This window comes from Pedobacter sp., assembly GCF_041645105.1.
Lineage (GTDB): Bacteria > Bacteroidota > Bacteroidia > Sphingobacteriales > Sphingobacteriaceae > Pedobacter.
The window spans coordinates 326,873-352,452 of record NZ_JBAZQQ010000001.1; the positions used below are offsets into that span (position 1 = coordinate 326,873).

At 36.9% G+C, this 25,580-nt stretch carries 26 protein-coding genes; 9 read left to right on the top strand and 17 right to left on the bottom strand.

The annotated features are described in order from the left end of the window. Positions 1-10: 10 nt before the first annotated feature. The 3 genes from WC623_RS01310 to WC623_RS01320 all read right to left on the bottom strand — a co-directional run bounded on the left by WC623_RS01310 (position 11) and on the right by WC623_RS01320 (position 2,821). Positions 11-1,198, bottom strand: a complete 1,188-nt coding sequence (locus WC623_RS01310) for a FecR family protein (RefSeq protein ID WP_372847726.1) — start codon at positions 1,196-1,198, stop codon at positions 11-13. Between the two features lie 87 nt (positions 1,199-1,285). Further along, positions 1,286-1,798, bottom strand: a complete 513-nt coding sequence (locus WC623_RS01315; RefSeq protein ID WP_372847727.1) for an RNA polymerase sigma-70 factor — start codon at positions 1,796-1,798, stop codon at positions 1,286-1,288. Positions 1,799-1,813: 15 nt separating this feature from the next. Then, positions 1,814-2,821: a FecR family protein gene (locus WC623_RS01320; protein ID WP_372847728.1), complete on the bottom strand. Its 1,008-nt coding sequence runs from the start codon at positions 2,819-2,821 to the stop codon at positions 1,814-1,816. 172 nt (positions 2,822-2,993) lie between these two features. On the opposite strand from WC623_RS01320, the gene WC623_RS01325 reads away from it, so the two are divergent. Then, positions 2,994-3,485, top strand: coding sequence for a hypothetical protein (locus WC623_RS01325; RefSeq protein WP_372847729.1), 492 nt, complete (start codon positions 2,994-2,996; stop codon positions 3,483-3,485). Between the two features lie 53 nt (positions 3,486-3,538). Here WC623_RS01325 and WC623_RS01330 read toward each other — a convergent pair whose 3' ends face one another. Then, complete coding sequence (locus tag WC623_RS01330; protein ID WP_349784435.1) at positions 3,539-4,225, bottom strand: RluA family pseudouridine synthase; 687 nt, start codon at positions 4,223-4,225, stop codon at positions 3,539-3,541. Between the two features lie 2 nt (positions 4,226-4,227). Beyond that, positions 4,228-5,043 (bottom strand): 3-methyl-2-oxobutanoate hydroxymethyltransferase, encoded by an 816-nt coding sequence (gene panB, locus WC623_RS01335; protein WP_372847730.1) that lies wholly within the window; start codon positions 5,041-5,043, stop codon positions 4,228-4,230. A gap of 307 nt (positions 5,044-5,350) precedes the next feature. Between panB and carA the strand changes: the two genes are divergently transcribed. The 6 genes from carA to WC623_RS01365 all read left to right on the top strand — a co-directional run bounded on the left by carA (position 5,351) and on the right by WC623_RS01365 (position 11,085). Further along, complete coding sequence (gene carA, locus WC623_RS01340; protein ID WP_372847731.1) at positions 5,351-6,463, top strand: glutamine-hydrolyzing carbamoyl-phosphate synthase small subunit; 1,113 nt, start codon at positions 5,351-5,353, stop codon at positions 6,461-6,463. A gap of 96 nt (positions 6,464-6,559) precedes the next feature. Beyond that, entirely contained in the window at positions 6,560-7,330 is a 771-nt protein-coding gene (locus tag WC623_RS01345; RefSeq protein ID WP_372847732.1) for an ABC transporter ATP-binding protein, read from the top strand. Between the two features lie 7 nt (positions 7,331-7,337). Then, entirely contained in the window at positions 7,338-8,429 is a 1,092-nt protein-coding gene (locus tag WC623_RS01350; protein WP_372847733.1) for an ABC transporter permease, read from the top strand. A 108-nt stretch (positions 8,430-8,537) separates the two neighbouring features. Beyond that, positions 8,538-9,230: an aquaporin Z gene (aqpZ, locus tag WC623_RS01355; RefSeq protein WP_372847734.1), complete on the top strand. Its 693-nt coding sequence runs from the start codon at positions 8,538-8,540 to the stop codon at positions 9,228-9,230. Positions 9,231-9,376: 146 nt separating this feature from the next. Continuing rightward, a complete protein-coding gene (eno, locus tag WC623_RS01360; RefSeq protein ID WP_372847735.1) occupies positions 9,377-10,672 on the top strand; it encodes a phosphopyruvate hydratase in 1,296 nt (431 codons plus the stop codon). Positions 10,673-10,785: 113 nt separating this feature from the next. Next, a complete protein-coding gene (locus WC623_RS01365) occupies positions 10,786-11,085 on the top strand; it encodes a septum formation initiator family protein (RefSeq protein WP_372847736.1) in 300 nt (99 codons plus the stop codon). On the opposite strand, the gene WC623_RS01370 is transcribed toward WC623_RS01365, so the two are convergent. Both WC623_RS01370 and WC623_RS01375 read right to left on the bottom strand, forming a co-directional pair. After that, positions 11,082-11,693, bottom strand: a complete 612-nt coding sequence (locus WC623_RS01370; protein WP_372847737.1) for a trimeric intracellular cation channel family protein — start codon at positions 11,691-11,693, stop codon at positions 11,082-11,084. The two genes, WC623_RS01365 and WC623_RS01370, sit on opposite strands and share 4 nt — an antisense overlap. Before the next feature lie 13 nt (positions 11,694-11,706). After that, positions 11,707-13,794 carry a hypothetical protein gene (locus tag WC623_RS01375; protein ID WP_372847738.1) on the bottom strand — a complete coding sequence of 696 codons (2,088 nt, stop codon included), beginning with the start codon at positions 13,792-13,794 and terminating at the stop codon, positions 11,707-11,709. Positions 13,795-13,914: 120 nt separating this feature from the next. On the opposite strand from WC623_RS01375, the gene WC623_RS01380 reads away from it, so the two are divergent. After that, positions 13,915-14,625, top strand: a complete 711-nt coding sequence (locus WC623_RS01380; protein ID WP_372847739.1) for a murein L,D-transpeptidase family protein — start codon at positions 13,915-13,917, stop codon at positions 14,623-14,625. 47 nt (positions 14,626-14,672) lie between these two features. Here the strand turns inward: WC623_RS01380 and fabG are convergent, their stop codons facing one another. From fabG to sucD, 9 genes are all read right to left on the bottom strand, one after another. Beyond that, positions 14,673-15,416, bottom strand: coding sequence for a 3-oxoacyl-[acyl-carrier-protein] reductase (gene fabG / locus WC623_RS01385; RefSeq protein ID WP_121269277.1), 744 nt, complete (start codon positions 15,414-15,416; stop codon positions 14,673-14,675). A 21-nt stretch (positions 15,417-15,437) separates the two neighbouring features. Then, positions 15,438-16,508, bottom strand: coding sequence for an agmatine/peptidylarginine deiminase (locus WC623_RS01390; RefSeq protein ID WP_372847740.1), 1,071 nt, complete (start codon positions 16,506-16,508; stop codon positions 15,438-15,440). Positions 16,509-16,529: 21 nt separating this feature from the next. Beyond that, positions 16,530-17,405 (bottom strand): carbon-nitrogen hydrolase, encoded by an 876-nt coding sequence (locus WC623_RS01395; RefSeq protein ID WP_372847741.1) that lies wholly within the window; start codon positions 17,403-17,405, stop codon positions 16,530-16,532. A gap of 95 nt (positions 17,406-17,500) precedes the next feature. After that, positions 17,501-17,899 (bottom strand): cysteine-rich CWC family protein, encoded by a 399-nt coding sequence (locus tag WC623_RS01400; protein WP_372847742.1) that lies wholly within the window; start codon positions 17,897-17,899, stop codon positions 17,501-17,503. A 61-nt stretch (positions 17,900-17,960) separates the two neighbouring features. Next, positions 17,961-20,339, bottom strand: a complete 2,379-nt coding sequence (locus WC623_RS01405; protein ID WP_372847743.1) for a ribonucleoside-diphosphate reductase subunit alpha — start codon at positions 20,337-20,339, stop codon at positions 17,961-17,963. 106 nt (positions 20,340-20,445) lie between these two features. After that, on the bottom strand, positions 20,446-21,420 hold the full coding sequence (locus WC623_RS01410) for a ribonucleoside-diphosphate reductase small subunit (RefSeq protein ID WP_349784420.1): 975 nt from the start codon (positions 21,418-21,420) through the stop codon (positions 20,446-20,448). Between the two features lie 385 nt (positions 21,421-21,805). Then, positions 21,806-22,240, bottom strand: coding sequence for a septal ring lytic transglycosylase RlpA family protein (locus tag WC623_RS01415; protein WP_372847744.1), 435 nt, complete (start codon positions 22,238-22,240; stop codon positions 21,806-21,808). 108 nt (positions 22,241-22,348) lie between these two features. Further along, a complete protein-coding gene (locus WC623_RS01420; protein ID WP_372847745.1) occupies positions 22,349-22,828 on the bottom strand; it encodes a methionine-R-sulfoxide reductase in 480 nt (159 codons plus the stop codon). A 159-nt stretch (positions 22,829-22,987) separates the two neighbouring features. Next, positions 22,988-23,860: a succinate--CoA ligase subunit alpha gene (gene sucD / locus WC623_RS01425; protein WP_349784417.1), complete on the bottom strand. Its 873-nt coding sequence runs from the start codon at positions 23,858-23,860 to the stop codon at positions 22,988-22,990. 336 nt (positions 23,861-24,196) lie between these two features. On the opposite strand from sucD, the gene WC623_RS01430 reads away from it, so the two are divergent. Continuing rightward, entirely contained in the window at positions 24,197-24,628 is a 432-nt protein-coding gene (locus WC623_RS01430; protein WP_372847746.1) for a hypothetical protein, read from the top strand. On the opposite strand, the gene WC623_RS01435 is transcribed toward WC623_RS01430, so the two are convergent. Then, positions 24,625-25,311 carry a substrate-binding periplasmic protein gene (locus WC623_RS01435; protein WP_372847747.1) on the bottom strand — a complete coding sequence of 229 codons (687 nt, stop codon included), beginning with the start codon at positions 25,309-25,311 and terminating at the stop codon, positions 24,625-24,627. The two genes, WC623_RS01430 and WC623_RS01435, sit on opposite strands and share 4 nt — an antisense overlap. Positions 25,312-25,580: the final 269 nt, after the last annotated feature.

Here is a 25,580-nt window from a genome sequence, read left to right on the forward strand (position 1 = left end):
TGATTAAGTATTAAGATTTCGTGATATACAATGTTTCGTTTCGGATCTCGAACTTTACATTGGTTGATGTTCCGATAAGTTTAAGTAAAGTATTAAGTGTGTTATTCTTTTCTATTGACCCCGTAAAGCGTAATGCTTTTGCCTCAGCATTCGTAAATACAACTTTTATATTGTACCACCTGCTAAACCTTTCTGCTATTTGCTCCAACGGCATATTATCAAACACAAAAACTCCATCCTTCCATGCGTAATCACTATAGATTAAAGCGGTTGGTTTAAGTGCTGGTAATATACTTGGCTTTTGACTCCCAATTCTGATTTTTGAACCGGCAAGCATACGCTGTTTATTCCCCTGCTTATCGCTCACATTAACAATACCTTCTACCAAAGTTGCTTCGGCATAGCCTGTTCCTTTATAAGCCAAAACATTAAATGCTGTTCCTACGGCTTCTACATCCATGTGATCTGTCTTAACTATGAAAGGATGCTTTTTATCTTTTGCTACTTTAAAGTAGGCCTCTCCAGTTAGCTTTACCTCTCTTATAGCTGCATGACTAAAATCAACCCTATAAGTAAGTTCAGATCCTGAATTTACCCATACATGAGTTTTATCAGGTAAAATAATTTCATATTGCCCGCCATCCGGAACAATAAGTTTATGATAACCTTCTTGCCCGGAATTGGTATTATACACCAGCATCTTTCCATTATTTGTGGCTACCGGTAAATTTTCACCTCCTGAAATGTCAATCGTAGCTCTATTCTGCAAGCTCACCCGCTTTCCATCAGGAAGTACAAGTTCTGCCCGATTTCCTCCTGGATGAATAATCTGAGCCGTAAGATTCTGCTTTTGATCTTTAATTATAGTGGTATAAATTACCAGTCCAACTGCAACTACCAATAATATTGATGCCGCATAATTAAGAAACGAAAATGATTTTTTAGGTATTAATAGATGAACAGGAGCTTCAACAAGCTGTTGTTTTACTTTTCTCCATGCAGCATCAGTGTCCGGTTTTTTTGTCCCCTTATTTTCAAATAGCCTTTTTACTGCAACAAGATCATCATGTTCCTGCTGATTTTTTAAGTCTAAAGCTAACCAGGAGTTAAGTTCATGCTCCTCCTCAGGAGTTAACATTCCTGAGGTTATACTCCTAACCATTAGTTCCTTTATACGCGCTTTATTGTTGCTATCCATCTGCTCCATATACTACCATGACAACTCAACAAAAAAAAAGGGTGATGCTTATTTGAAATATTTTATATTATTCTTTTTCCAAAGGAATTAAAGGAAGAAAACAAGGAAAGTTAAATCTTTAAGTTGCGGTCTAAGGGTAGAAAAAGCTTTGGTCATTTGTGTTTTAACTGTATTTATAGAAATGTCTAGTTGGGCCGCAGCTTCTTTATAGCTTTTATCTTCCAATACACAAAGTAGAAACACTTTTCTACATTGCGGAGGGAGCTGGTCAATAGCATCCATTATCCTCTGTCTTGTTTCCTCTGCAACTAATGAATCTCTTCCTGCGTCGGCTTCGGTATGTGTAGCCCCATAGTTCTCTGCATAATTCTGCCGTATCTTTTGTGCTTTTACATAATTCAAGGCGGCATTTTTAACTGAACGATATAAATAATGTTCTTGCTGAATTTCAAGGGTATTAGCCTGAATTGCTGTCCAACATTTAACAAAAACATCTTGCACCACATCTTCTGCCGCTTCCATATCTTTAATAACGATATTGGAATAATAACACAGCGTTTGATAATGTTCCCGAAAAAGCTTTTCAAACTGTTCGTGCATCGGGGTATTTTTAGGTTATTTCATTGCTATAATCTTTCCGGGTTCCATCTTAAAATGTATCCCGCCTGCCTTTTCCAACAAGCTTAATACTTTCGATACATGTTCAAAACGAGAGATCTTTACATCAAATGTTTTACTGGTATCAATATCCTGATAAACCACGTCTACATCATACCAGCGAGAAATACTTTTCATGATACTTTCCAAAGGTTCATTTTTAAATATAAACAGCCCATTTTTCCAGGCTAATACTTCAGCGGTATCGGCCCTAACTATATTTATATCCCCCCGTTTTATAATCCCTTGTTGTCCGGCTTTTAGAATAACATCTTCTGATGAGGTCGCTTCTTTTCCAAATGCTCTCATCTTTAAACTACCCTCAAGAAGTGTTGTCTTTGCAATATGATCATCAGTATAATTATTGATGTTAAAATGCGTACCCAAGACTTTTATCAACTGATGGTTTGTACTTACACGAAAGGGGTGCATTGCTCCATTTGTTACTTCAAGATAAGCTTCGCCACTTATTTCTATTCTCCTTTCCTTGTTGTGAACAAGGTTTAGCGGGAATGTAAGTCTTGATCCGGCATTCAGCCATACCCTACTCCCATCTGGCAAGGTTATTTGATAAGTTCCTCCTTTGGGCGTCGTAATCGTATGGAAATCTTCATTTAGATTTCCTGTAACTTCAGGGCTGGCTTCGTACATCAACTCGCCATTTCCAGTTTTACGGAATATCAAGCCTGATTCTTCTCCTAAATCACCATCTGCGGCCTCATTTAGAACAATCGTCCTACCACTTGCTATCGTCAAAACAGCCCTGTTTCCTCCTGGAGGCACATCATTATTGATCAACTCTGCAGCTATATCTTTTAGTTTTACACCAGGATAATTTTTATGAAACATGGCAGCTATCCCAGTAGTTATTAAGGCGATACAAGCTATTGAAAGATAAATAAATGCTTTACGTTTATAAAATGGAAGTTGGTTTGAAGAATCAGATTGTGAGGTACTATTTTCCACGTTTTAAGTTTTTTTACTAAGCAATGATACGTTAAATCGACGAATCAGCTAACCAATTATATATATAATTTCTGAATTAAATACAATTACAGCTCAGTTTTTGAAACAAATAATTAAGTAATTTGTTGTCATTTGATAAAAAATAATAAAAATTCATCCTAAAACCTAGTAAATGAAATCATCGATCTACGCATTAGCACTAATTGGAATGATAGCTGCCTCATGCACTAATGAAAACAAATCTAAGGTGGCTAGTGACACTACCGAGATCATAGCACGTGATACTACTTTTACAGCTTCAACTCCTAAAACAAGCAGTAGTGATTGTTATGAATATATTAAAAACAGGGATACAGCTTCCCTTAAAATAAACATAGAAGGTGAAGAACTGACCGGGAATCTTAATTACAATTTATTTGAAAAAGATCGTAATTCAGGAACAATTGCTGGTGAAATGAAAGGTGATACCATTATTGCTGAATATACATTTGATTCTGAAGGTATGAGATCAATACGGGAAGTTGTATTTGTAAAAAGAGTCGATGGTAATATTTACGAAGGCTATGGAGAAGTAATGGAAAAAGGAGGTAAAATGGTTTTTAAAGACCGCTCCACTTTAAAATTTAGTCCAGCTATGGTATTCACTAAAACGAATTGCGACTAAACATAATTACTCAGATTCTTTGTTTGTAAGAGCTAAAACTAAAAAGGGATTTATCAAAATCCCTCAAACTTTTCCCAAAAACCATCTACTGGCAGCTTTGCAAATATGTTTACCGGCTCCTTTTTAACCGGATGAATAAACTGTAGTCTTCTGGCATGTAAACAAATACTGCCTTTACGGCTACCGCGAGGATAACCATATTTATTATCCCCTACAATCGGACAGCCCATGGTTGATAATTGTACTCTAATCTGATGAGAACGACCAGTTAAAGGATCTACCTCAATTAAGTAATAACCATTTAATTCGCCAATAAGCTTGTAACTCAATTCAGAACGCTGACTTCCAGGCACCTCTGTATTATAAGGAGTTACTACATTTTTTTGTGGATTTTTAATCAACCAATGAACTAACGTTCCAGATGCTTTTGCAGGTCTGTTACGTACTACAGCCCAATAAGTCTTTTTAACCTCCCGGTTTTTAAATAATGCATTTACTCTTTCCAGAGCTTTACTTGTTTTAGCGAATAGTATAACGCCACTCACAGGCCTATCCAATCGGTGGACAACCCCCAGAAATGCACTATTGGGTTTATTATATTTGATTGCAAGGTATTTTTTAACTTGCTCATCCAATGGTTCATCACCAGTTTCATCTACCTGTACAATATCTCCTGCCCTTTTCATCACGGCAATCAGGTGATTATCTTCGTAAAGTATGTCCTTATCTGTTACAGGCATTATTAATATTGCTCCTTTTCATTTGGAAAATCATTGCCTTTAACATCTCTGATGTAAGATTGCGCCGCTTCTTTTATTCCTTCATATAAATCAAGGTACTGACGTAAAAAACGAGGTTTAAATCCTTTTGTCAATCCAATCATATCATTTACAACCAAAACCTGTCCGTCGCAATCGCCACCAGCACCAATGCCAATAGTAGGAATATGTAGACTCTCCGAAACTTCTTTACCTAATGACGCTGGGATTTTCTCCAGTACTATTGCAAAACAACCTGCCTCCTGCAATGCCAGGGCATCGGTTCTCAATTTCTCTGCTTCAGCTTCACCTTTAGCTCTTACGGTATAGGTACCAAACTTATATATAGATTGAGGGGTAAGTCCAAGGTGCCCCATTACCGGAATACCTGCGGTTATAATACGTTGTATAGAATCAACTACTTCTGTTCCACCCTCTAACTTTACACCATGTGCACCAGATTCTTTCATGATACGTATTGCAGAGTTTAAGGCTTCTTTAGAATTACCCTGGTATGAACCAAAAGGTAAATCTACGACTACAAAAGAGCGGGAAGCTCCTCTAACCACTGACTGTGCATGATAAATCATCTGATCTAATGTAATGGGTAGTGTGGTTTCATGACCTGCCATAACATTAGAAGCTGAATCGCCCACTAGCAATACATCCAGACCTGCATCGTCGAGAATCGTAGCCATAGAATAATCGTATGCAGTTAACATAGAGATTTTTTCTCCACGTTGTTTCATCTCCTGTAATATATGAGTAGTGATTCTTTTTACTTCTTTATTTACCGACATACTTTTATAGTTTTTTGTTGAGCAAAATTAGTCTTTACATCCGTAAGTAAAGGGATTTTTATTGAAAATTATATTGATATTATACTTGGTATGAAACACTCTGATGGCTATTATCTGCCTAGATTATAATAGTTTTAGGAAATCTCAAAAAAATCTTGAATAAAACACTGTAAAAACATACCTTTGTACTCCGAAATGAATGAGTTACTTAACAGCATTTTTGTTAACAACGTAATCGGGTTTAAAACCGTAGTCAAATCCTCATTTTTCTCTTTTTTTACACCAATTATTTCTGATTATAACTACAATGACTAATTACACCAAGTTACCAGCTATCTTGTTACTTGCCGATGGCACCGTATATTATGGTAAAGCTGCCGGAAAAATAGGCACAACCACAGGCGAGATCTGTTTCAATACAGGAATGACAGGATACCAGGAGGTCTTTACAGATCCTTCTTATTTCGGACAGATTATGGTAACTACCAATTCCCATATCGGAAATTATGGTATACACAGAGAAGAAATCGAATCAGATAGTATCAAAATAGCAGGACTGGTTTGTAAAAACTACAACATCGGTTTTAGTCGTAAGGAAGCTTCTGAGTCTATCCAGGATTATTTTCAGGATGAAAACATTGTCGGTATTTCTGATATTGATACTCGTGCATTGGTACGTCACATCAGAAATAAAGGTGCAATGAATGCTATTATCTCTTCTGAAATTACTGATCTTGAAGAGTTAAAAAGCAAGCTTGCTGAAGTTCCATCAATGGATGGTCTGGAATTGTCTTCACAGGTTTCTACAAAAACTCCTTACTTCTACGGTTCTCCGGATGCTAAATATAAAGTTGCAGCCCTTGATCTTGGAATCAAAAAGAATATCTTACGCAACTTTGAAAAGAGAGATGCTTATGTACAGGTATTCCCTGCTAAAACAACTTTCGAAGAAATGGAAAAATGGGGCGCTGATGCTTACTTCATTTCAAACGGCCCTGGCGATCCTTCGGCAATGCCTTATGCAATTGAAACTGTTAAAAGCATTTTAGCTGCGGATAAACCAATGTTCGGTATCTGTTTAGGGCACCAGTTGTTGGCTGAAGCAAATGGTATCGGAACAATGAAAATGTTTAACGGACACAGAGGTTTAAACCACCCTGTTAAAAATATCATTAAAAATCATTGCGAAGTAACTTCTCAGAACCACGGTTTTGGAGTAATTCCAGATGAGGTTCTAAAATCAGATAAAGTAGAAGTAACACACCTCAATTTAAACGATAAATCTATTGAAGGTATTCGTGTAAAAGGTAAAAAAGCATTCTCGGTTCAATATCACCCTGAATCTTCTCCAGGCCCACATGATTCTCGTTACTTGTTCGATGACTTCATCGATATGATTAATGGTGAACTGACTTGGTAATTCTTTTTACCTGATCAAAATATCATATTACAGACATTTTAGGAGGTTTGGCAAAATAGCATTTTCTATTTGGCCGAACCTTCTTACATTTATAACATGGACAATAGAAATGCCATTATCAGTGTTAAAAACCTGGTAAAAAAATATGAAGATTTCACCGCAGTTCAAGGCATTAGCTTTGAGGTGTATGAAAATGAAATCTTTGGACTCCTCGGCCCAAACGGAGCCGGAAAAACCACAACTTTAGAAATTATTGAAACCCTGCGTGAGAAAACTTCAGGTGAAATCACTGTTGATGGTTTTTCTGTAGATAAAGAAGCTAATAAAATCAAAAGGATCATAGGTGTACAGCTACAAGCTGCCGGATATTACCCAAACTTAAACCTTGTAGAACTAATGGAACTGTTCTCCGGCTTATATGGGGTTGACATTAAGCCTATGGAAATGTTAGAGAAGGTAAACCTTCAGGATAAGGCAAAAGCTAAATACAAAGCACTTTCTGGTGGACAAAAGCAACGTTTTTCTATTGCCACCACACTTATCAATTCTCCAAAAATCATCTTTCTTGATGAACCTACTACAGGACTTGATCCACAGGCACGTCGCAATTTATGGGATCTGATTATCCATATCAGAAACAATGGAACAACGGTTGTGCTCACCACACATTACATGGATGAAGCTGAACAATTATGTGATCGAGTGGCATTTGTTGAACGTGGAGAAATCATAGCCCTGGATACACCTGACAATTTAATAGACAAGTTGGTAAACAGTGGTTTTGAAAGAAAAAAGGAAGTTAAAAAAGCCAATCTGGAAGATGTTTTCATCAACCTTACCGGTAAAGAATGGCGGGAGGATAATTAAAATAAACATGAGTAAACCTTACAATCATACTAAAGCTACACTAGCACTTGCCAAAGCAAGTTTTCGTTCCATTATGCGGAGCCCTTCTGCAGTGGTATTCACCCTTGCATTTCCCCTGATTTTTATCCTTGTATTTGGATTTTTAGGCGGTGGAGGTGTAAAAGTCGATGTAGCCATTGCGCCTGGCTCAGACCTGGATAATCCAGTTGTAAATGCATTGGAAAGCAACAACCTTGTACACGTATTAATTGACAAGACTCCTGAGGAGATAAAAACAGGTTTAGAAAAAGGGCAAATTGACGCTGTGATATCTGTACAAAGGAATGAGGCAGGCAAACCTGCCTATCTTGCCGATGTTAAGTATACTTCTGCTTCTATCGACAAAGGAAGTATTTTTAAATCTGTACTGCATGATATGCTTTATACCATCAATACCCAAAACACAGAACCTGCTATCGCAAAATTACACGAAAGTACTGTTGAGGGGCGTGTATACCGCACAATAGATTTTATACTCCCAGGACAGCTAGGCTTTTCGTTGTTGAGTACAGGGGTATTTGGAACAGCATTTGTATTTTTTAATCTACGTCAGAATCTGGTTATTAAACGCTTTTTTGCAACACCAGTACGTAGATCCAGCATTGTATTCGGCGAAGGAATAGCCAGGATAGGATTTGCATTGTTAGGTGCGCTTTTTATCATCCTTCTTGGACATTTCTTTTTTGAATTCACATTGATCAATGGTGCGGTAACAGTATTAAATATGTTGCTGCTCTCTATTATGGGTTTGATAGTTTTTATGGGCTTTGGCTTTGTCGTGTCAGGAGTTGCCAGAAGTGAAAGTACCATCCCTCCCATTTCTAATATTATTACCTTACCTCAGTTCTTATTATCAGGGACTTTCTTTTCTATCGATGCTTTTCCATCATGGTTACAACCTATCAGTAGAGCATTACCTCTAACCTACCTGAATGACGCAATGAGAAAAGTTGCTTTTGAGGGTGCTGGCTTATGGGACGTAAAACATCAGATACTGATTATGACCATTTGGGGAATTGGCATCTATGCCGTTGCTGTTAAAGTGTTTAAGTGGGAATAACATTCTTTACTGCTTAAATATTCACATTAGGATAATTAGATTTTTGTAGTTAAATTCATTATATAAATTAATGAATTCAACCTATAACTAACAAACAACTTTCTACTTATGAAAAAATTAGCAGCAGAATTTATTGGTACCTTTTGGTTGGTACTAGGCGGTTGCGGAAGTGCCGTTTTGGCTTGTAATTATCCGGACGCAGGTATCGGCTTTTTAGGTGTTGCCCTGGCATTTGGATTAACTGTCGTAACAATGGCTTACGCAATCGGACATATTTCAGGGGCACACTTGAACCCGGCAGTTTCAGTTGGCTGCTGGATTGCCGGTCGGATGGAAAGCAAAGATCTTATTGGCTATATTATAGCGCAGGTTTTAGGTGGTATTGTCGCAGCCGGGATTTTATATGTGATTGCTACTGGAAATGGAAGTTCCATTGGTGGTTTTGCCAGTAATGGTTACGGTGACCTTTCTCCGGGTAAATACAGCATGGTAGCAGCCTTGGTATGTGAAGTGGTTATGACCTTTATTTTTCTATTGGTCATACTAGGTTCAACAGATAGCAGAGCACCAAAGGGCTTTGCAGGATTGGCAATTGGTTTATGCTTAACCCTAATCCACCTGATCAGCATCCCTGTAACCAATACTTCTGTTAATCCTGCAAGAAGTACCAGTCAGGCAATTTTTGTTGGTGGTGAAGCTTTAGGTCAACTTTGGTTATTCTGGGTAGCTCCCATTGCAGGTGCAATTTTAGCAGGGATAGTATATAAAGCATTTTTTGCAGCTGATTCTGAGACTGCTTAATCATAAATAAAAACATTAAACTTAAGGGCCGTAAGTAATTACAGCCCTTTTTTGCTTATAATTTAAAAATTATTATACCTTTGGATATTGTCTTAGTAATTGTACTTTATACACTAAGACCATTTTACTAATAAAAACCGATAAAAATGAGTTTAATAATCGATGTTCATGCGCGGCAAATACTTGACTCCCGTGGCAATCCTACAATTGAAGTAGATGTAATTACAGAAAATGGCATTCTTGGTCGTGCTGCAGTACCTTCAGGTGCTTCAACAGGTGTTCACGAGGCAGTAGAGCTTCGCGACAATGACAAAGCTGTATATATGGGTAAAGGCGTTTTAAAAGCTGTTGCCAATGTAAATGATATCATTGCTACTGAATTAAGAGGTGTGGATGTATTTGAGCAAGTTGCAATCGATAACTTACTAATCAAATTAGATGGAACAGAAAATAAAGGAAAACTAGGTGCAAATGCAATTCTAGGTGTTTCTTTAGCTGTTGCTAAAGCTGCTGCTCAAGAGAGTCGTCAACCGTTATATCGTTATATCGGTGGCGTTAATGCAAATACACTACCTATTCCAATGATGAACATTGTTAATGGTGGTTCTCACTCTGATGCTCCTATCGCATTCCAGGAGTTCATGATTATGCCGGTTGGTGCTTCTTCATTCTCTGAAGCATTAAGATGGGGAACTGAAGTATTCCATAACTTAAAAGCTATTTTACACGATAGAGGTCTTTCTACAGCTGTAGGTGATGAAGGTGGTTTTGCACCAACTTTTGAAGGTACTGAAGATGCTGTTGAGACTATCTTAAAAGCAATTGAAAAAGCAGGATATACTCCAGGTAAGCAAATCGCTTTAGCGTTTGACTGTGCAGCTTCTGAGTTTTATAAAGATGGCAAATACGATTACACTAAATTTGAAGGAGATAAAGGCGCTATCCGCAGCAGCGAGGAGCAAGCTCAATACCTTACTTCTTTAACTGAAAAATATCCAATCATCTCTATTGAAGATGGTATGCACGAAGATGACTGGGCGGGATGGAAATTGTTAACTGAGAAAATCGGTGACCGTGTTCAGCTTGTTGGTGATGATTTGTTTGTAACGAATGTGAAAAGACTACAAACAGGAATCGACTCTGATACTGCAAATTCTATTTTAGTAAAAGTAAACCAAATTGGTTCTTTAACTGAAACCATCAATGCAGTTTCATTAGCACAAACTAATGGTTATACTTCTGTAATGTCTCACCGTTCTGGCGAAACTGAAGATGTAACTATCGCAGATCTTGCTGTTGCTTTAAACTGTGGACAGATTAAAACAGGTTCAGCTTCACGTTCTGACAGGATTGCAAAGTACAACCAGTTATTACGTATTGAAGAAGAATTAGGTGGCGCCGCAAGATTTATTGGCAAAAACTTTAAATATGCTATAAAATAATTTATACCATTTTTTTTACAGAAAACCTCCTTGTGATCCAATTACAAGGAGGTTTTTTATTTTGCATCCTGCTTAAAGAAAAAATCATCTTCTTTTTTATATCTTTGATTATTATGAATCGCATATTTGATCTTCTACGTAATAAATACTTTCTGTCTGTAGCAGCTTTTGCAGTATGGATGCTATTTTTTGACAGAAATGATATGGTTTCTCAATATGAATACAGATCAGAAGTAAACAAACTTCAAGAAGAAAAAGACTTCTATGTAAAAGAAATCTCTCTGGTTAAAAAAGATCTGAACGAGTTGAACACCAATTTAAACACTGCTGAAAAATTTGCGAGAGAAAAATACTTTATGAAAAAAGACAATGAAGATGTCTTTGTGATCATTAAAGAAGCTCCAAAAAACTAATAGCTAAACTTTGGTAAAGCAAGTTTAAAGCGAACAACTACTACTCTAAGCAAAAATATAAAGGCAATAACCGATATAGTTGCTACATCGTCTTTAAGATTAAAATACTTTAAAGCATAAAATAATATCCCTCCTAAAATACAAGCCGTAGCGTATATTTCTTTATGAAAAATTAAAGGAATGGTGTTGAGCAAGGTATCTCTGATTACCCCACCAAAACAGCCTGTGATAGTACCTAATGCGACACATATCCCTGGACTCAGTCCAAACATAATCCCCTTTTGAATACCCAGCATTGTAAACAAGCCAAGTCCTAAGGAGTCGAATAGAAAAAGGGTAACCTTAAACTTTTTAATATGAGTCTTAAAAAATATGGTCATTAAGCTTGTAACCAAAATCAGCAGACAGTAATTCACATCTCTCATCCATGCTACAGGGGTATCGCCAATCAAAAGATCACGAACAGTTCCTCCCCCTATAGAGGTGACAAAAGCAATGATCAGCACACCAAAGGGATCTAATCTCCGCTCCATAGCTGCAAAGGTTCCCGAAATTGCAAATGCAATCGTTCCAAGCGTTTCAATGGTTTCCATTGTATCAATCTGCATAGCCTTAATATAACTAAATTTCACCGCTTCTTTTACGGAAGAACCACTCTATAGTGAGTAATGCCATAATCAATGCAAACAACCATTTAAAATTAATCAATTCTTCGTACCTGCGGTCTTCATAAGTCAATGTTTTAATCTGCTCGTTGCCTTTAATGGCATCCTTGAGATTTAACAAATCCTGTGGCATAAACATTTTTCCTCCTGTCTGTGCCGACATTGTATTTAGCAATTGATGATTGGCTACAGTTTGCTGGTATTCAGCAATCATAGAATTAATATAAAACATACCCTGCGCGGTATGGGAGGTATTACCGAGAGAGGTCTTGGCCACATAACTGTAATTTCCCGCCGGCAATGTTCCCGCATCCAGCTGATAGGCAGCATCAGTTCTGGAGAACAGAAACTTATACACCTTACCTGCTTCATTTTTAATCAGCACATTCACGTCTGGCGTATTTACTGGAACATAACTTTCATTATACAACACCGCATTAAGGATTATATTTTCATTTTCCTCAAAGGTGTTTTTTGTAGTATAAACTTTAAATTTTCTCTTATCATCCTTAACAGATAAATATTGAACTGTTTTTGAGATTAGGCTATTAAAAACGTTAGTTCCCTGTTGAGCTTCCCCAGCCTCTGAAAGTTTCCATCTCCATAGTCCTTCACCTATTAAAAAACCAGTTTTACGGCCATCATCCTGCATAAAGAACAACTGTGGATAATCTGTATTAACTTTCCCAATACGTTGTTTTAATACTACCGAGCTATTCCCGTTTATTAACACTTTACCAAGTGGGGCCGACAAAGGGTCAAAATTTTCAATTTGCTTAACCATCATAAGATCTAAATCAAATGCAGTAAAGCCGGTATTCAAGACACTAAATGTTTCCTGAATAGTGCTCGTATTCCCACTAATATTTATTTGTTTCTGAAACTGATTAAACAAATTCAAATTACTTTGTGCACCCAAAATATACCAGACGGCGACATTTGTTGCTTTCAATTGATTCTGAAATACAGCAGCGTCGCTTGAAGTCAGGGGTAGTTGATACAAAATTAACAAGCCATAATCATTCAATTTTATAGTATTCAGATCGTCTACAAATGATACCTTAACTTCAAAATTCTTATTTAGTTCTATAGCTTGTTTAAGCGCTGTAATATCAGGATGAGGAGAGGCAGCAGCTATCAGCACTTTCTGCTTCCCATCAATTACGTCTATAAAAACAGGCTGTGTATTGTTCTTTACCGAAATTTCATTCCCTATCGGACTCAATTGTATAGTATACTTCTGCAAGCCTACTTTTGTAGCCTTAAGTTTAACAGGGATATTCTTTACAAAAGCATTAGAGTTTATAGAAATTCTTTCCTCCTGAACCTTTTTCCCATCTTTGATTACAGAGAGTATACTTTCTGCACCATTAGCCTCATATGCCTGGACCTGTACTTCGATTGTAAAATCATTATCTAAATAAACCAGACTATTGTGATTTACATTGGCAATCAACAAATCCTTTTTAGGGATAGTATCCCCCATTGCAATAGTATATACAGGCGCCTTTAGCTTATTCAGATCATAAAGTGGACTTCCCCCCCGATTAAATATCCCATCAGAAGCCAAAATTACAGCACCAACATTTCTATTCATGTATTCATCATTCAACTTCGAAATTAGTTGAGCTGCATTGGTTAGCATCCCATTATTTGAAAAATCAAAACCGGTTTTTATACTATCACTAAAACTATAAATCTTTACATCATATTCGTCGGACAATTCTGCAGCCAGCTGTCGCATTTTTTCTTCGTACTGTTGCTGCTTAAAGTTCCCAGGTTTAATGTTGCCGACAGACAATGAGTTATCCTGACCGATTAAGATAATAGGTTTCTCGGGCTTATAAGAAACGCTTCTAATCAAGGGAGCAAAGAGCAAAAAGCCAATTAAAGTTATGACAATAACACGAGCAGTAGCCAGTCCATAGCGCAATCTTTTATCAAGCTGGGGTGTTTTACGATATAACAACCATGCAAATACCAGCCCAATCAGCAAAGCAGCCAGTAACAATAAAATAGTATATCCGTTAAAAGAATCGCCCATATATGTATTTGGATAAAGATGCTAAAATTTAAAATAAACTGCTAGCCATTTTATTTAAGTTTGTTCTACCTATTACGAAAAAATATGAAAGGCTTTCTAAAATTCATTTTATTATTTACTATGACGACCTCAGCCCTGGCACAATCTAGTTTTAAAGATCAGCAATTAAAATTCGAAAGGGTACGGACTGCTTATGATCAAAAATGGAATATCCTTAAGAAAGAACTATCAAATGAAGCTATAAAAGGAGCCTTTAATATGTACATTCTAGCTTACAAAAGCGAAGGAAAGTTGGAAGTCTGGCTACAGAATAAGCCTCAGAAAAAATACAAACTCTTTAAAACTTATAATTTCAGTGCACATTCAGGTACGCTCGGACCAAAGGTAAAACAGGGGGACAAGCAGACTCCAGAAGGGTTTTATAATATCAACGTGTTTAATCCTAAAAGTAATTTTTACCTATCATTAGGAGTAAACTACCCAAACAATGTTGATTTGCAAAGAAGTGGTAACGAAAACCCTGGAAACGACATCTACATTCACGGTGACCGTGTTACCATCGGTTGCATTCCATTAACGGATGAAAAGATTAAAGAAGTATATGTATTGGCTGTAGAAGCCAGAAATAATGGTCAGCAACAAATTCCTGTACACATCTTCCCTTTTAAAATGACTGATATCAACCTAAAAAAATATGCTGCCCAGTACCCAGGGCAAGTAGCTTTCTGGAAAAACTTACAGCCTGGATATTCCTATTTCGAAAAACATAAAGAAGTACCATCTGTCAAGCAAATCAAAGGTAAATATGTAATAAAATTAGAAATGATATAATATAATAAAGGCGCTCAATTGAGCGCCTTTATTAATAGAAAAAATCTTTATAACATTCCTCCGCAAACAGACAATACCTGTCCGGTTACATAAGAACTCATGTCTGAGGCCAGGAATACACAAACATTTGCCACATCCTCAGTTTCACCTGCTCTTTTCAAAGGAATACCTTCTTCCCAACCTTTAACAACTTTAGGATCCAATACATCAGTCATTTCCGTACGGATGAAACCTGGTGCTACAACATTGGTACGGATATTACGTGAACCCAATTCTTTAGCCAATGATTTTGAAAACCCAATGATACCCGCTTTAGAAGCTGCATAGTTTGCCTGACCTGCATTCCCTTGCACACCGACAACAGAACTCATATTGATGATAGAACCCTTACGTGCTTTCATCATTACCTTAGAAGCCGCCTTACACACGTTAAATACAGACTTAAGGTTCACATTGATTACATCATCCCAGTTTTCCTCACTCATACGCATTAATAAACCGTCTTTCGTGATACCAGCATTATTCACAACAATATCCAAAGTACCAAAATCGGCAACGATATCATTGATCAACTGATCTGCTTCATCAAATTTAGAAGCATCAGAACGATAGCCTTTCACTTTAGTACCAAAGCTCTGTAGCTCTTGTTCCAAAGCCTGTCCTTTTTCTACGGATGATAAGTAAGTAAAAGCCACGTTGGCTCCTTGCTCAGCAAATTTTTCCGCTATTTTGCGGCCTATTCCTTTAGAAGCACCTGTAATCAGTGCTGTTTTTCCTTCTAGTAACTTCATATATGTTTAGTTATGATCTATTTATTTCTTTATTGCTGGTTCCTGTTGACTTAAACAATGAAAGCTTCCCAATCCCCAGATAATATCTGTTGAATCTATTCCTACTACTTTTCTATCAGGGAATACACTTCTGATAATCTCTAAAGCTTTCTCATCATTAACATCCCTAAATGTAGGAACAACAACTGCAGAGTTTGCAATATAGAAATTTGCATAAGAAGCAGGAAGCCTAGTATCCTCATAAATAACAGGCGAAGGCATAGGCAACTCCACTATATTCAAAGGTTTACCGTTTAATAATCGCATTGTTTTTAGCGTTTCCAGGTTCTCCTGAAGTAATAGGTAGTTCTCATCCAATGGATTACTTTCTACTACAGTCAATACAGTATCTTCGTTCACAAAACGGGTAATATCGTCAATATGACCATCTGTATCATCACCTACTATTCCATCTCCCAACCACAATACTTGTTCAGCACCATAAAACTCAGTTAAATACTGTTCAATCTGCTCTTTAGTTAAATGTGGATTTCTATTTTCATTTAGCAGACAAGCTGTAGTTGTTAAAATCGTACCAGCTCCGTTAAACTCAACCGCACCGCCTTCCATTACAATATCAGGATTGAATAAAGGCAATTCAAAATGCTTTGCTATTTTAGTGGGGATCACATCGTCCAGGTCATATGGAGGATATTTATCGCCCCAGGCATTGTAACCCCAATCAACCACAGCCTTTTCGGTACCTTCAGGATTTAATAAAAATGCAGGCCCATGATCACGGCACCAGGCATCATTTGTTGGGTTCAAATAGAACTCAATATTACTAAAATCAGCACCTACTTTTTCCAATTCTGCAATTGCAAAAGCTTTTGTGGCTTCATCATTAATATTGATTCTTACTTTTTCACCTTTGGCCACTACCTTAATGAACTGGCAATATGGCTCATATATAGTTTCCAGTTTACCAGGCCAGGAAGCTTCCTTGTGTGGCCAGCTTAACCAGGTAGCTTCATGCTTTACCCATTCAGCAGGAAAACGATATCCCCCCTTTTTAGGGCTGCTGTTAAATATTACTTCGTTAAATGATGACATTTCTAAATCTTAAACGTTCTCTTAATCTTCGTCAATAAACCTTTTTGTAATTGGCTGATAAGAGTCTATTCTACGATCTCTTAAGAATGGCCAGTGCTTACGGAAGAAATCAGATTCAGATAAATCCAATTCTACCACTTCCGTCTCTTCCTGATCATGTGAACCTAAATAAAGCAGTTTGCCTTGTGCATTAGCAGCAAAACTTCCGCCCCAAAACTTCATAGCTCCATCCTGTTCAAAACCAACACGATTTACACTCACTACAGGAACACCATTCGCTACAGCATGTGAACGCTGAATGGTTTGCCATGCATTATATTGATCATTATTTGTTTCTTCATCCTGATCTGTTGCCCAACCAATAGCAGTTGGATAAAACATAATCTCCGCTCCTTTCAATGCTGTAATACGAGAAGCTTCAGGATACCATTGATCCCAACAGATCAATATACCAATTTTAGCAAATTTAGTCTGGAAAACTTTATACCCTAAATCACCTGGAGTAAAGTAGAATTTCTCATAAAAAGCCGGATCATCCGGGATATGCATTTTACGATATTTACCAAGATAACTACCATCAGCATCTAAAACTGCAGTAGTATTATGGTACAGCCCTGCTGCACGCTTCTCAAATAAAGAAGCAATAATTACTACACCTAATTCCTTTGCTACAACCTGCAAAGCATCTGTAGATGGGCCGGGAATAGCCTCAGCCAAATTGAAGTTATCATAATCTTCAACATCGCAAAAATATAGAGAAGTAAAAAGTTCCTGCAGACAAACGATTTGTGCACCCTTTGCTGCTGCCTCTCTAACCTTTAAAATTGCTTTATCTAAATTTTCTTGCTTATTACTGGTACAACTCATCTGTACCAATCCAACCTGTACTTTAGCCATTCTTTATCAACAAATAATTTCGTGCAAAGTTAGCCAAAAAAAACAAAATACGGACTCAAGTAATCATAAGATGCCTCTTCCCAGTAAAACGGTAATTATGAGGCGATACTATCCCTATATTCTCCTTGTAGCTCAAACAAACATTTGGCACAAAGGCATCCATCATACAACTCGCTAATGTACTGTACTTCATTCAAATCTAAATGAACCACACTACACTGGCATTTCGTATACGAATTGGCCTTACACTCTATTGAAGTGTTACAACGTTCGCATGGTATGATTTCGTGTTTTGCCATTTGCAGAATAATAGAATAAGAATTAAAGAACAAAGATACAAGATGCAATGTTAAGACACAATCCAGCTGCAGTTTGCTTTGGCGTTTTGCAAACAAATTGCAATGTGTTGATGAAGGCCTTGTCTGGTTTGCAGTCCCTTCAGGCTGCCTGAGCCCGCGCAGCCTTGAATCAATACATTCATTTTGTAAATACATTAAAACAAAAAAGAGTAAGAATTGCTCCTTACTCTTTATATTTCAAATTCTGCTCAACAATTTATCCTGAACAGCTAATACAGCCCTCTTCCATTGAACAAACCGGACCTTCTACAATCTCCTCAGCACTTTGCTCAATATGCTCCGGAATTACCGGTTCCATATTTTTACCAGCCTGATTCTCTACAGTAAATTTAACTGCCTGAGAAGCTGCCTGAGTACGCAAGTAGTACATTCCAGTTTTCAATCCTTTCTTCCAGGCATAGAAATGCATTGAAGTCAGTTTTGAAGTATTTGGTGCATTGATAAACAGGTTTAGTGATTGCGACTGGCAGATATAGGCACCTCTATCGGCAGCCATATCAATAATACTACGCATTTTAATTTCCCAAACCGTTTTATATAATTCTTTGATATAATCTGGAATCTCAGCAATGTCCTGGATAGAACCATTAGCTAAAATAATTCTGTCTTTCATAGCAGGAGTCCACAATCCTAAAGCTACAAGATCCTTTAACAAGTGTTTATTCACAACAACGAACTCACCACTCAATACCCTTCTTGTATAAATATTAGAAGTATAAGGCTCAAAGCACTCATTGTTACCTAAAATCTGAGATGTTGAAGCAGTAGGCATTGGCGCAACTAGTAAAGAGTTGTATACACCATCCTTAACTACTTTCTCACGGAGAGATTCCCAATCCCAACGACCGCTATCAGGTTTTACATTCCAGAGATCAAACTGGAACTTACCTTCAGATAATGGAGAACCCGCAAAAGTTTGATAAGGACCATTTTTAACTGCCAAATCATGGGAAGCTGTCATCGCAGCAAAGTAAATTGTTTCAAAGATCTCTTTATTCAGAATCTTTGCCCCCTCACTTTCAAAAGGTAAACGCATTAAAATGAATGCATCTGCCAATCCTTGAACACCCAAGCCAACAGGTCTGTGGCGCATATTAGAATTTCTAGCCTCTTCTACAGGATAGTAGTTATAATCTATAATTTTATTCAGGTTAATGGTAGCCTGATAGGTTACATCATATAATTTTTGATGATCAAATTCTCCGTTAATAACATACCTGGGCAAAGCTAATGAAGCCAGGTTACATACAGCAACTTCATCTTTAGAAGTATACTCTATAATTTCAGTACAAAGGTTAGAGCTTTTTATGGTACCAAGATTTTGCTGATTCGATTTACTATTAGCAGCATCTTTATACAATAAATAAGGTGTACCAGTTTCAATCTGTGAATCTAATATAGCAAACCATAACTCCTGAGCTTTAACTGTTTTACGTGCACGGCCTTCTTTTTCATAACGCTCATATAAAGCATCAAATTCCTCACCAAAACAATCGGCTAATCCTGGTGCTTCATGTGGACAGAATAAACTCCAATCGCCATTCTCTTCCACACGTCTCATGAACAAATCACAAATCCAAAGCGCGTAGAACAAATCACGCGCACGCAATTCTTCTTTACCATGGTTTTTACGTAAGTCTAAGAAACTGAAAACATCAGCATGCCAAGGCTCTAAATAAATTGCAAAGGCACCTTTACGTTTACCACCACCCTGATCAACATAACGAGCAGTATCGTTAAATACTTTCAACATTGGTACAATTCCATTACTCGTACCATTAGTACCACCAATATAAGAACCAGTAGCTCTGATATTGTGAATACTTAAACCAATACCACCAGCACTTTGAGAAATTTTAGCAGTTTGTTTTAAAGTATCATAAATACCTTCGATGCTATCATCTTGCATACTTAATAAGAAACATGATGACATCTGAGGTTTAGGAGTAGCAGCATTAAACAATGTTGGCGTAGCATGAGTAAACCAACGCTCACTCATCAGGTTGTAAGTCTCAATAGCACTATCGATATCTTCCTTGTGAATACCTACCGCTACACGCATGAAAAGATGTTGGGGGCGTTCTACAATCTGACCATCAACCTTTAATAAATACGATTTTTCTAAAGTTTTGAACCCGAAATAATCAAAACCAAAATCCCTGTCATATATAATTGTACTATCCAGAATATCTGAGTTTTTCTCAATGATTTCCCAAACATCATCTGCAATTAAAGAAGCAGATTTTTCTGTTTTCGGATCAATATAACGATACAGCAATTCCATCGTTTTAGAGAACGATTTGGTAGTGTTTTTATGAAGGTTAGACACTGCAATACGAGAAGCAAGCAATGCATAATCAGGATGTTTTGTAGTTAAAGAAGCTGCGGTTTCAGCGGCAAGATTATCTAATTCAGAGGTCGTAACACCATCATATAACCCCTCAATTACCTTCTTGGCAACATCTATTGGATCTACGAGTTCCGCATTAAAACCATAGCATAACTTCTCTATCCGAGCCGTTATTTTGTCGAATCTTACCGCTTCCTTGCGGCCGTCTCTTTTTATTACAAACATATTTTTCAGGTATTTATAGTGCGTACTGGGTTTCAGAGCTGCTAATCCAACAGAGGCACCAAATTATAATTTTTGTTATTTTCTTATCGTCTAAAACTGATAAGTACTAAAAGTCATCATCTAATGAGAATGCCGCAGCCTTATCTTCAGCAGAAGTCAACACACCACTTTTCTGATAATCACCTACTCTTTTCTCAAAGAAGTTGGTCTTACCTTGAAGGGATATCATTTCCATAAAGTCAAAAGGGTTGGTCGCATTGTATACCTTACTATATCCAAGTTCCTGTAACCATCTGTCGGCTACAAACTCAATATATTGAGACATTAATTTGGCATTCATTCCAATTAACGCAACAGGTAATGCATCAGTAACAAACTCTTTTTCAATCTCAACGGCATCCTTGATAATTCCATGAACCTGTTCTTCGCTCAGTTTATTTTTAAGCATACCATAAAGCAGACAAGCAAATTCACAGTGCGAACCTTCATCCCTTGAAATTAGCTCATTACTAAAGGTAAGTCCAGGCATTAAACCACGTTTCTTTAACCAGAAGATAGAGCAGAAACTACCACTAAAGAAGATCCCTTCAACAGCGGCAAAAGCTACCAAACGTTCTGCAAAGCTACCGTTGTCTATCCAACGTAATGCCCATTCTGCTTTTTTCTTTACACAAGGGACAGTCTCAATTGCATTGAACAATCTATCTTTTTCCTCAGGATCTTTAATATAAGTATCAATTAATAGAGCATATGTCTCAGAGTGTATGTTTTCCATCATGATCTGGAAACCATAATAGCAACGAGCCTCAGGAAGCTGCACTTCACTCATAAAGTTTACCGCAAGGTTTTCGTTAACGATACCATCGCTGGCAGCAAAAAAAGCAAGAATATTAGAAATAAAATGCCTTTCCCCATCATTCAGGTTATCCCAATGCTTCTGGTCATCAGAAAGGTCGATTTCTTCAGCAGTCCAAAAACTCGCTTCACTCTTCTTATACATTTCCCAGATTTCAGGGTATTTAATCGGCAAAAGAACAAATCTGTCTTTGTTTTCTTTTAATAATACTTCTTCTTCTTGCATAAGCAGCTGTGTTAATAGGGTAAAAGATAAATTGATTCATAAAGCTTCAATAAACCCAGCAGCCAGAACAGCCATACTCAATTGTAAAAGTTTAAAAGACATCTTATCCTCGCACAACCCTAAACAACTAAATATTACAGCTTTATTAAAAAAATCCTGAGTGGTTTATTAAAGAACTTTATGTAAACAAATATAAAGTACAAGCCACTGATAAGCGAGCAATAGTTGTTAACAAGCGGGCATTTTTATCAACACTAAAAGGAGAAATTGACACACTAATTACCCTAAAAACTTGTTATCTATTTCTTTTTAAGGATAGAAAATCTGAAAAAACAGTGTTAATAAATTCAAGAAACTGACTATAACACAGTTAAAGTTAAAATCACTAATCTTCTTCAGGAAGATAACTGATTTCGACCTTTGCAACTCCCTTCCCAAAAATACCGAGCGATTTTGCTGCAGCTTCAGAAAGATCTATTTTGAATTTTCTAGAATGCGGACCACGATCATTTACTTCAACATCTATCGATTTTCCATTTGCAGGATTTGTCACTGTCACAATAGTTCCGAAAGGAAGCTTCATATGTGCAGCTGTCATCTTTGCTTTTCGATACCGAACACCACTTGCCGTTTTTCGACCTTCAAATTTGCGATGGTAATATGTTGCGTAAACTGTTTTTGAGATTAATTTAGAAGATGGTTTGAATGAGGTTGCTACTGATGAATCCGGAGCATCATTAGAAGCCAGGTCATCTGAAATATTCTGGGAAAAACCCATAAAAGAAATTAGCATACCACATAACAATAAACAATACTTCATATTTTTTAGAGTTGGTAAGCTGGCAAACTTAAGTAAACTAAGTCCGTAAAAACAAAAAATGCCCGACAATTTATCATCGGGCAAATAAAAATATCATAATAAAATAGATTATTTCTTATCAGGCACAAACTCCATGGAAATTGAGTTCACACAGTGACGTGTATCCTTAGCTGTAAAACCTTCGCCCAAAAAAACATGTCCTAAATGTCCTTTACAATTTGCACATACAATTTCAGTTCTCATGCCATCGGCGTCAGGGATTCTCAAAACTGCATCTTTAATCTCATCATCAAAACTTGGCCATCCACAATGGGAGTCAAACTTAGACTCAGAACGATACAAAGGAGCATGGCAGCGCTTGCATACATACACCCCTTTCTCCTTATTATTCAGCAACTTCCCTGTACCCGGATATTCAGTCCCCTTACGTACAATTACATCTTCTTCTTCTTTTGTTAATTTATTCCATTCCATATTCTTTGTTGTATTTTTTGTATCTGCTTTTTTGGGTTGCTGAGCACAGGCCACAAACTGCATTAAAACCAACACAGCGGAAAGCAAAAACACTTTATTAATAGACTTATTCATAACTGCATCCATTAGCTTATACAATATACGTTGTAAAATGCCTTTTGGTTTATGAAAAAGCAAAATACGCATCACCCTTTTGTAATAAAAGCAAAAAGCTCCAATGAAATAATATCACCGGAGCTTTTAAATTATACAAGAAGATCTTATTATATGTAATTATTTCTTTAACAGTTTAGCCATTGCAGCACCAATCTCAGCTGGACTTTCTACAACAGTAATACCACATTCCGCCATAATTTTCATTTTAGCAGCAGCAGTATCATCAGCACCACCAACAATTGCACCAGCATGCCCCATTCTACGTCCCGGAGGAGCAGTCTGACCAGCAATAAAACCAACTACTGGCTTAGTGCCGTTATCTTTAATCCAACGGGCAGCCTCAGCTTCCATTCCACCACCAATTTCACCAATCATGATGATACCTTCAGTTTCAGGATCGTTCATTAACAATTCAACAGCTTCTTTGGTAGTTGTTCCAATAATTGGATCACCACCAATACCGATTGCTGTAGTGATACCTAATCCGGTTTTTACAACCTGATCTACAGCTTCGTAAGTTAAAGTACCTGATTTAGATACGACACCTACTGTACCTTTTTTGAAGATAAAACCTGGCATAATACCAACTTTAGCTTCATCTGCAGTGATTACACCAGGACAGTTAGGGCCTATTAAACGGCAATCTCTGTCAGAAATATATTCTTTAACCTGAATCATATCCTTAGTAGGAATACCTTCAGTAATACAAACAATAACTTTAATCCCAGCTTCAGCAGCTTCCATAATTGCGTCAGCAGCAAATGCAGGTGGAACAAAAATGATAGATACATTTGCGCCAGCCTTATCAACTGCATCCTTTACGGTATTAAACACCGGCTTATCTAAATGAGTTTGTCCACCTTTGCCCGGTGTTACACCGCCAACAACATTAGTTCCATACTCGATCATTTGAGAAGCATGATAAGTACCCTCATTTCCAGTAAAACCCTGAACAATAACTTTTGAATCTTTATTTACTAAAACACTCATGTATCTTTATTTTTTTGTGCAAATCTAAGCTAATTGAAATGGATTGTCAAATGCAATCCAAATTTTATTAAATTTATTAGCACTATTCCTATTGAATCATTTTCTTGCCCCTTGTATCTGGTATAAATCAAACAATTACCATTAATACATCACCGACAATCTACCATTCAAGGACTGATAAAACTTCCAGCTATACGCAGCACATAAATTACCGAAGAAAATTTCCCTATGACATCAGCAACATAAGCTTTAGCAATTGCAGAGCAAAAAACCAGATATTTAAAGAGCGGAAGTTTTATATATTTGACAACAGCAATGCGATAAGCAGTTTACTTTATGAAACCATTAAAAATCTATTTCAAAATACTAACCATTGGAAACGGCAAACTTCTTAAAAACAAGAATGCCGTAAACAATCTCATTGTAGATGTAATCAATAAAAATCCTACTCGCCCCGCATCGGAACTCAGACAACTGGTATTAAAAGAACTAGCTGATACCGAAAATGGTAAACAGGCACTTCAAACCAGCAGCAGCTTCTTTATTAGCGAAGCAACTGATATAGAGGCAATAATTACTTTCTTACCAAACGAGCGAAGTATACAGGACCAGTTCTACACACAGTGGAGATATGTTCAGATTTCCGAACCTTACCGATTGGTTCAATACCTGGATGAAAATAAAGTAATTGTTTATAGCGAAAAGACAAAGGTATTACATAGCATTAAGCTAGATAAAGATATTACTGTAGTAGTAAATGATGACTAAAACTGAATCTCACTAAACCATTTCTTGTAAATCTGCTGATATGTCCCATTTTCTTTAAGAAGGCTTAGCGTTTCATTAAACTGGTTTTTAAGGGCAACATCCCCCTTCTTCATAGCGATTGCATATGAAGAGTCTGTTTTAGGGAGAAACATTCCTATTTTAAGCTTTTTATTATTTTGCAAGAAACCACCTGCAATCGGAGAATCATCAATTAACAAATCAATTTTACCAGCCTGTAGTTTTCTATATAATTCCTTATTTGTAACAGCATATACTATATTATTAGCAGGAAATTTAGCCCTGACATATTTCTCTGCCTCCGTTGCCTCTCTTACTCCAATTGTCTTCCCTTTAAAATGTTGAACTGTTAAATACTCATCTTGCTGACCTACAACAGCACATAATCTAAAATATAAATAAGGATTGCTAAATTCAAGAATATGCTCACGAGACGAGGTTACAGTTACTGCAGAGCAAATGAGGTCAAGTTCACCTTTAAACAATTTCTCAAGAATAGTAGACCATAAGGACACTTCATATTGAACTTCTAAATTCAGATGACGAGTAATAGCCTGAAGCAAATCGACTTCAAATCCTTCAAAATTTCCAGAATTATAGTCTGAATGCATCGGAAATGGAGCAGCCGAGTCCAATCCGACTTTTAATATTCTCTTGTTGACCATATAACACAGCTTATTACCTCCAATCAACGCAATAAACGTCACCAAAGCTTAACTTTACCTACAAATAACAGCAAAAAAATTTTAAATACTGCTTTATTTAACCCATATTTACAAATAGAAACAAAACAACGACTCAACTCTCTATATCGCTCACTAAAATGACCCTAAAAAAAACAGAAACTAAACGCATTTCTTCTTAGAAACTCAAAATAAAATTAACTCACTCACAAAAACACAATATTTTAGCTCAGAATCGCCTCATTATTCAA

Coding starts and splice junctions, on each gene's coding strand:
- WC623_RS01310 (WP_372847726.1), bottom strand. CDS start 1,198: ATGGATAGCAACAATAAAGCGCGTATAAAGGAACTAATGGTTAGGAGT.
- WC623_RS01315 (WP_372847727.1), bottom strand. CDS start 1,798: ATGCACGAACAGTTTGAAAAGCTTTTTCGGGAACATTATCAAACGCTG.
- WC623_RS01325 (WP_372847729.1), top strand. CDS start 2,994: ATGAAATCATCGATCTACGCATTAGCACTAATTGGAATGATAGCTGCC.
- WC623_RS01330 (WP_349784435.1), bottom strand. CDS start 4,225: ATGCCTGTAACAGATAAGGACATACTTTACGAAGATAATCACCTGATT.
- panB (WP_372847730.1), bottom strand. CDS start 5,043: ATGTCGGTAAATAAAGAAGTAAAAAGAATCACTACTCATATATTACAG.
- carA (WP_372847731.1), top strand. CDS start 5,351: ATGACTAATTACACCAAGTTACCAGCTATCTTGTTACTTGCCGATGGC.
- WC623_RS01345 (WP_372847732.1), top strand. CDS start 6,560: ATGGACAATAGAAATGCCATTATCAGTGTTAAAAACCTGGTAAAAAAA.
- WC623_RS01350 (WP_372847733.1), top strand. CDS start 7,338: ATGAGTAAACCTTACAATCATACTAAAGCTACACTAGCACTTGCCAAA.
- aqpZ (WP_372847734.1), top strand. CDS start 8,538: ATGAAAAAATTAGCAGCAGAATTTATTGGTACCTTTTGGTTGGTACTA.
- eno (WP_372847735.1), top strand. CDS start 9,377: ATGAGTTTAATAATCGATGTTCATGCGCGGCAAATACTTGACTCCCGT.
- WC623_RS01365 (WP_372847736.1), top strand. CDS start 10,786: ATGAATCGCATATTTGATCTTCTACGTAATAAATACTTTCTGTCTGTA.
- WC623_RS01370 (WP_372847737.1), bottom strand. CDS start 11,693: ATGCAGATTGATACAATGGAAACCATTGAAACGCTTGGAACGATTGCA.
- WC623_RS01375 (WP_372847738.1), bottom strand. CDS start 13,794: ATGGGCGATTCTTTTAACGGATATACTATTTTATTGTTACTGGCTGCT.
- WC623_RS01380 (WP_372847739.1), top strand. CDS start 13,915: ATGACGACCTCAGCCCTGGCACAATCTAGTTTTAAAGATCAGCAATTA.
- fabG (WP_121269277.1), bottom strand. CDS start 15,416: ATGAAGTTACTAGAAGGAAAAACAGCACTGATTACAGGTGCTTCTAAA.
- WC623_RS01390 (WP_372847740.1), bottom strand. CDS start 16,508: ATGTCATCATTTAACGAAGTAATATTTAACAGCAGCCCTAAAAAGGGG.
- WC623_RS01395 (WP_372847741.1), bottom strand. CDS start 17,405: ATGGCTAAAGTACAGGTTGGATTGGTACAGATGAGTTGTACCAGTAAT.
- WC623_RS01400 (WP_372847742.1), bottom strand. CDS start 17,899: ATGTATTTACAAAATGAATGTATTGATTCAAGGCTGCGCGGGCTCAGG.
- WC623_RS01405 (WP_372847743.1), bottom strand. CDS start 20,339: ATGTTTGTAATAAAAAGAGACGGCCGCAAGGAAGCGGTAAGATTCGAC.
- WC623_RS01410 (WP_349784420.1), bottom strand. CDS start 21,420: ATGCAAGAAGAAGAAGTATTATTAAAAGAAAACAAAGACAGATTTGTT.
- WC623_RS01415 (WP_372847744.1), bottom strand. CDS start 22,240: ATGAAGTATTGTTTATTGTTATGTGGTATGCTAATTTCTTTTATGGGT.
- WC623_RS01420 (WP_372847745.1), bottom strand. CDS start 22,828: ATGAATAAGTCTATTAATAAAGTGTTTTTGCTTTCCGCTGTGTTGGTT.
- sucD (WP_349784417.1), bottom strand. CDS start 23,860: ATGAGTGTTTTAGTAAATAAAGATTCAAAAGTTATTGTTCAGGGTTTT.
- WC623_RS01430 (WP_372847746.1), top strand. CDS start 24,197: ATGAAACCATTAAAAATCTATTTCAAAATACTAACCATTGGAAACGGC.
- WC623_RS01435 (WP_372847747.1), bottom strand. CDS start 25,311: ATGGTCAACAAGAGAATATTAAAAGTCGGATTGGACTCGGCTGCTCCA.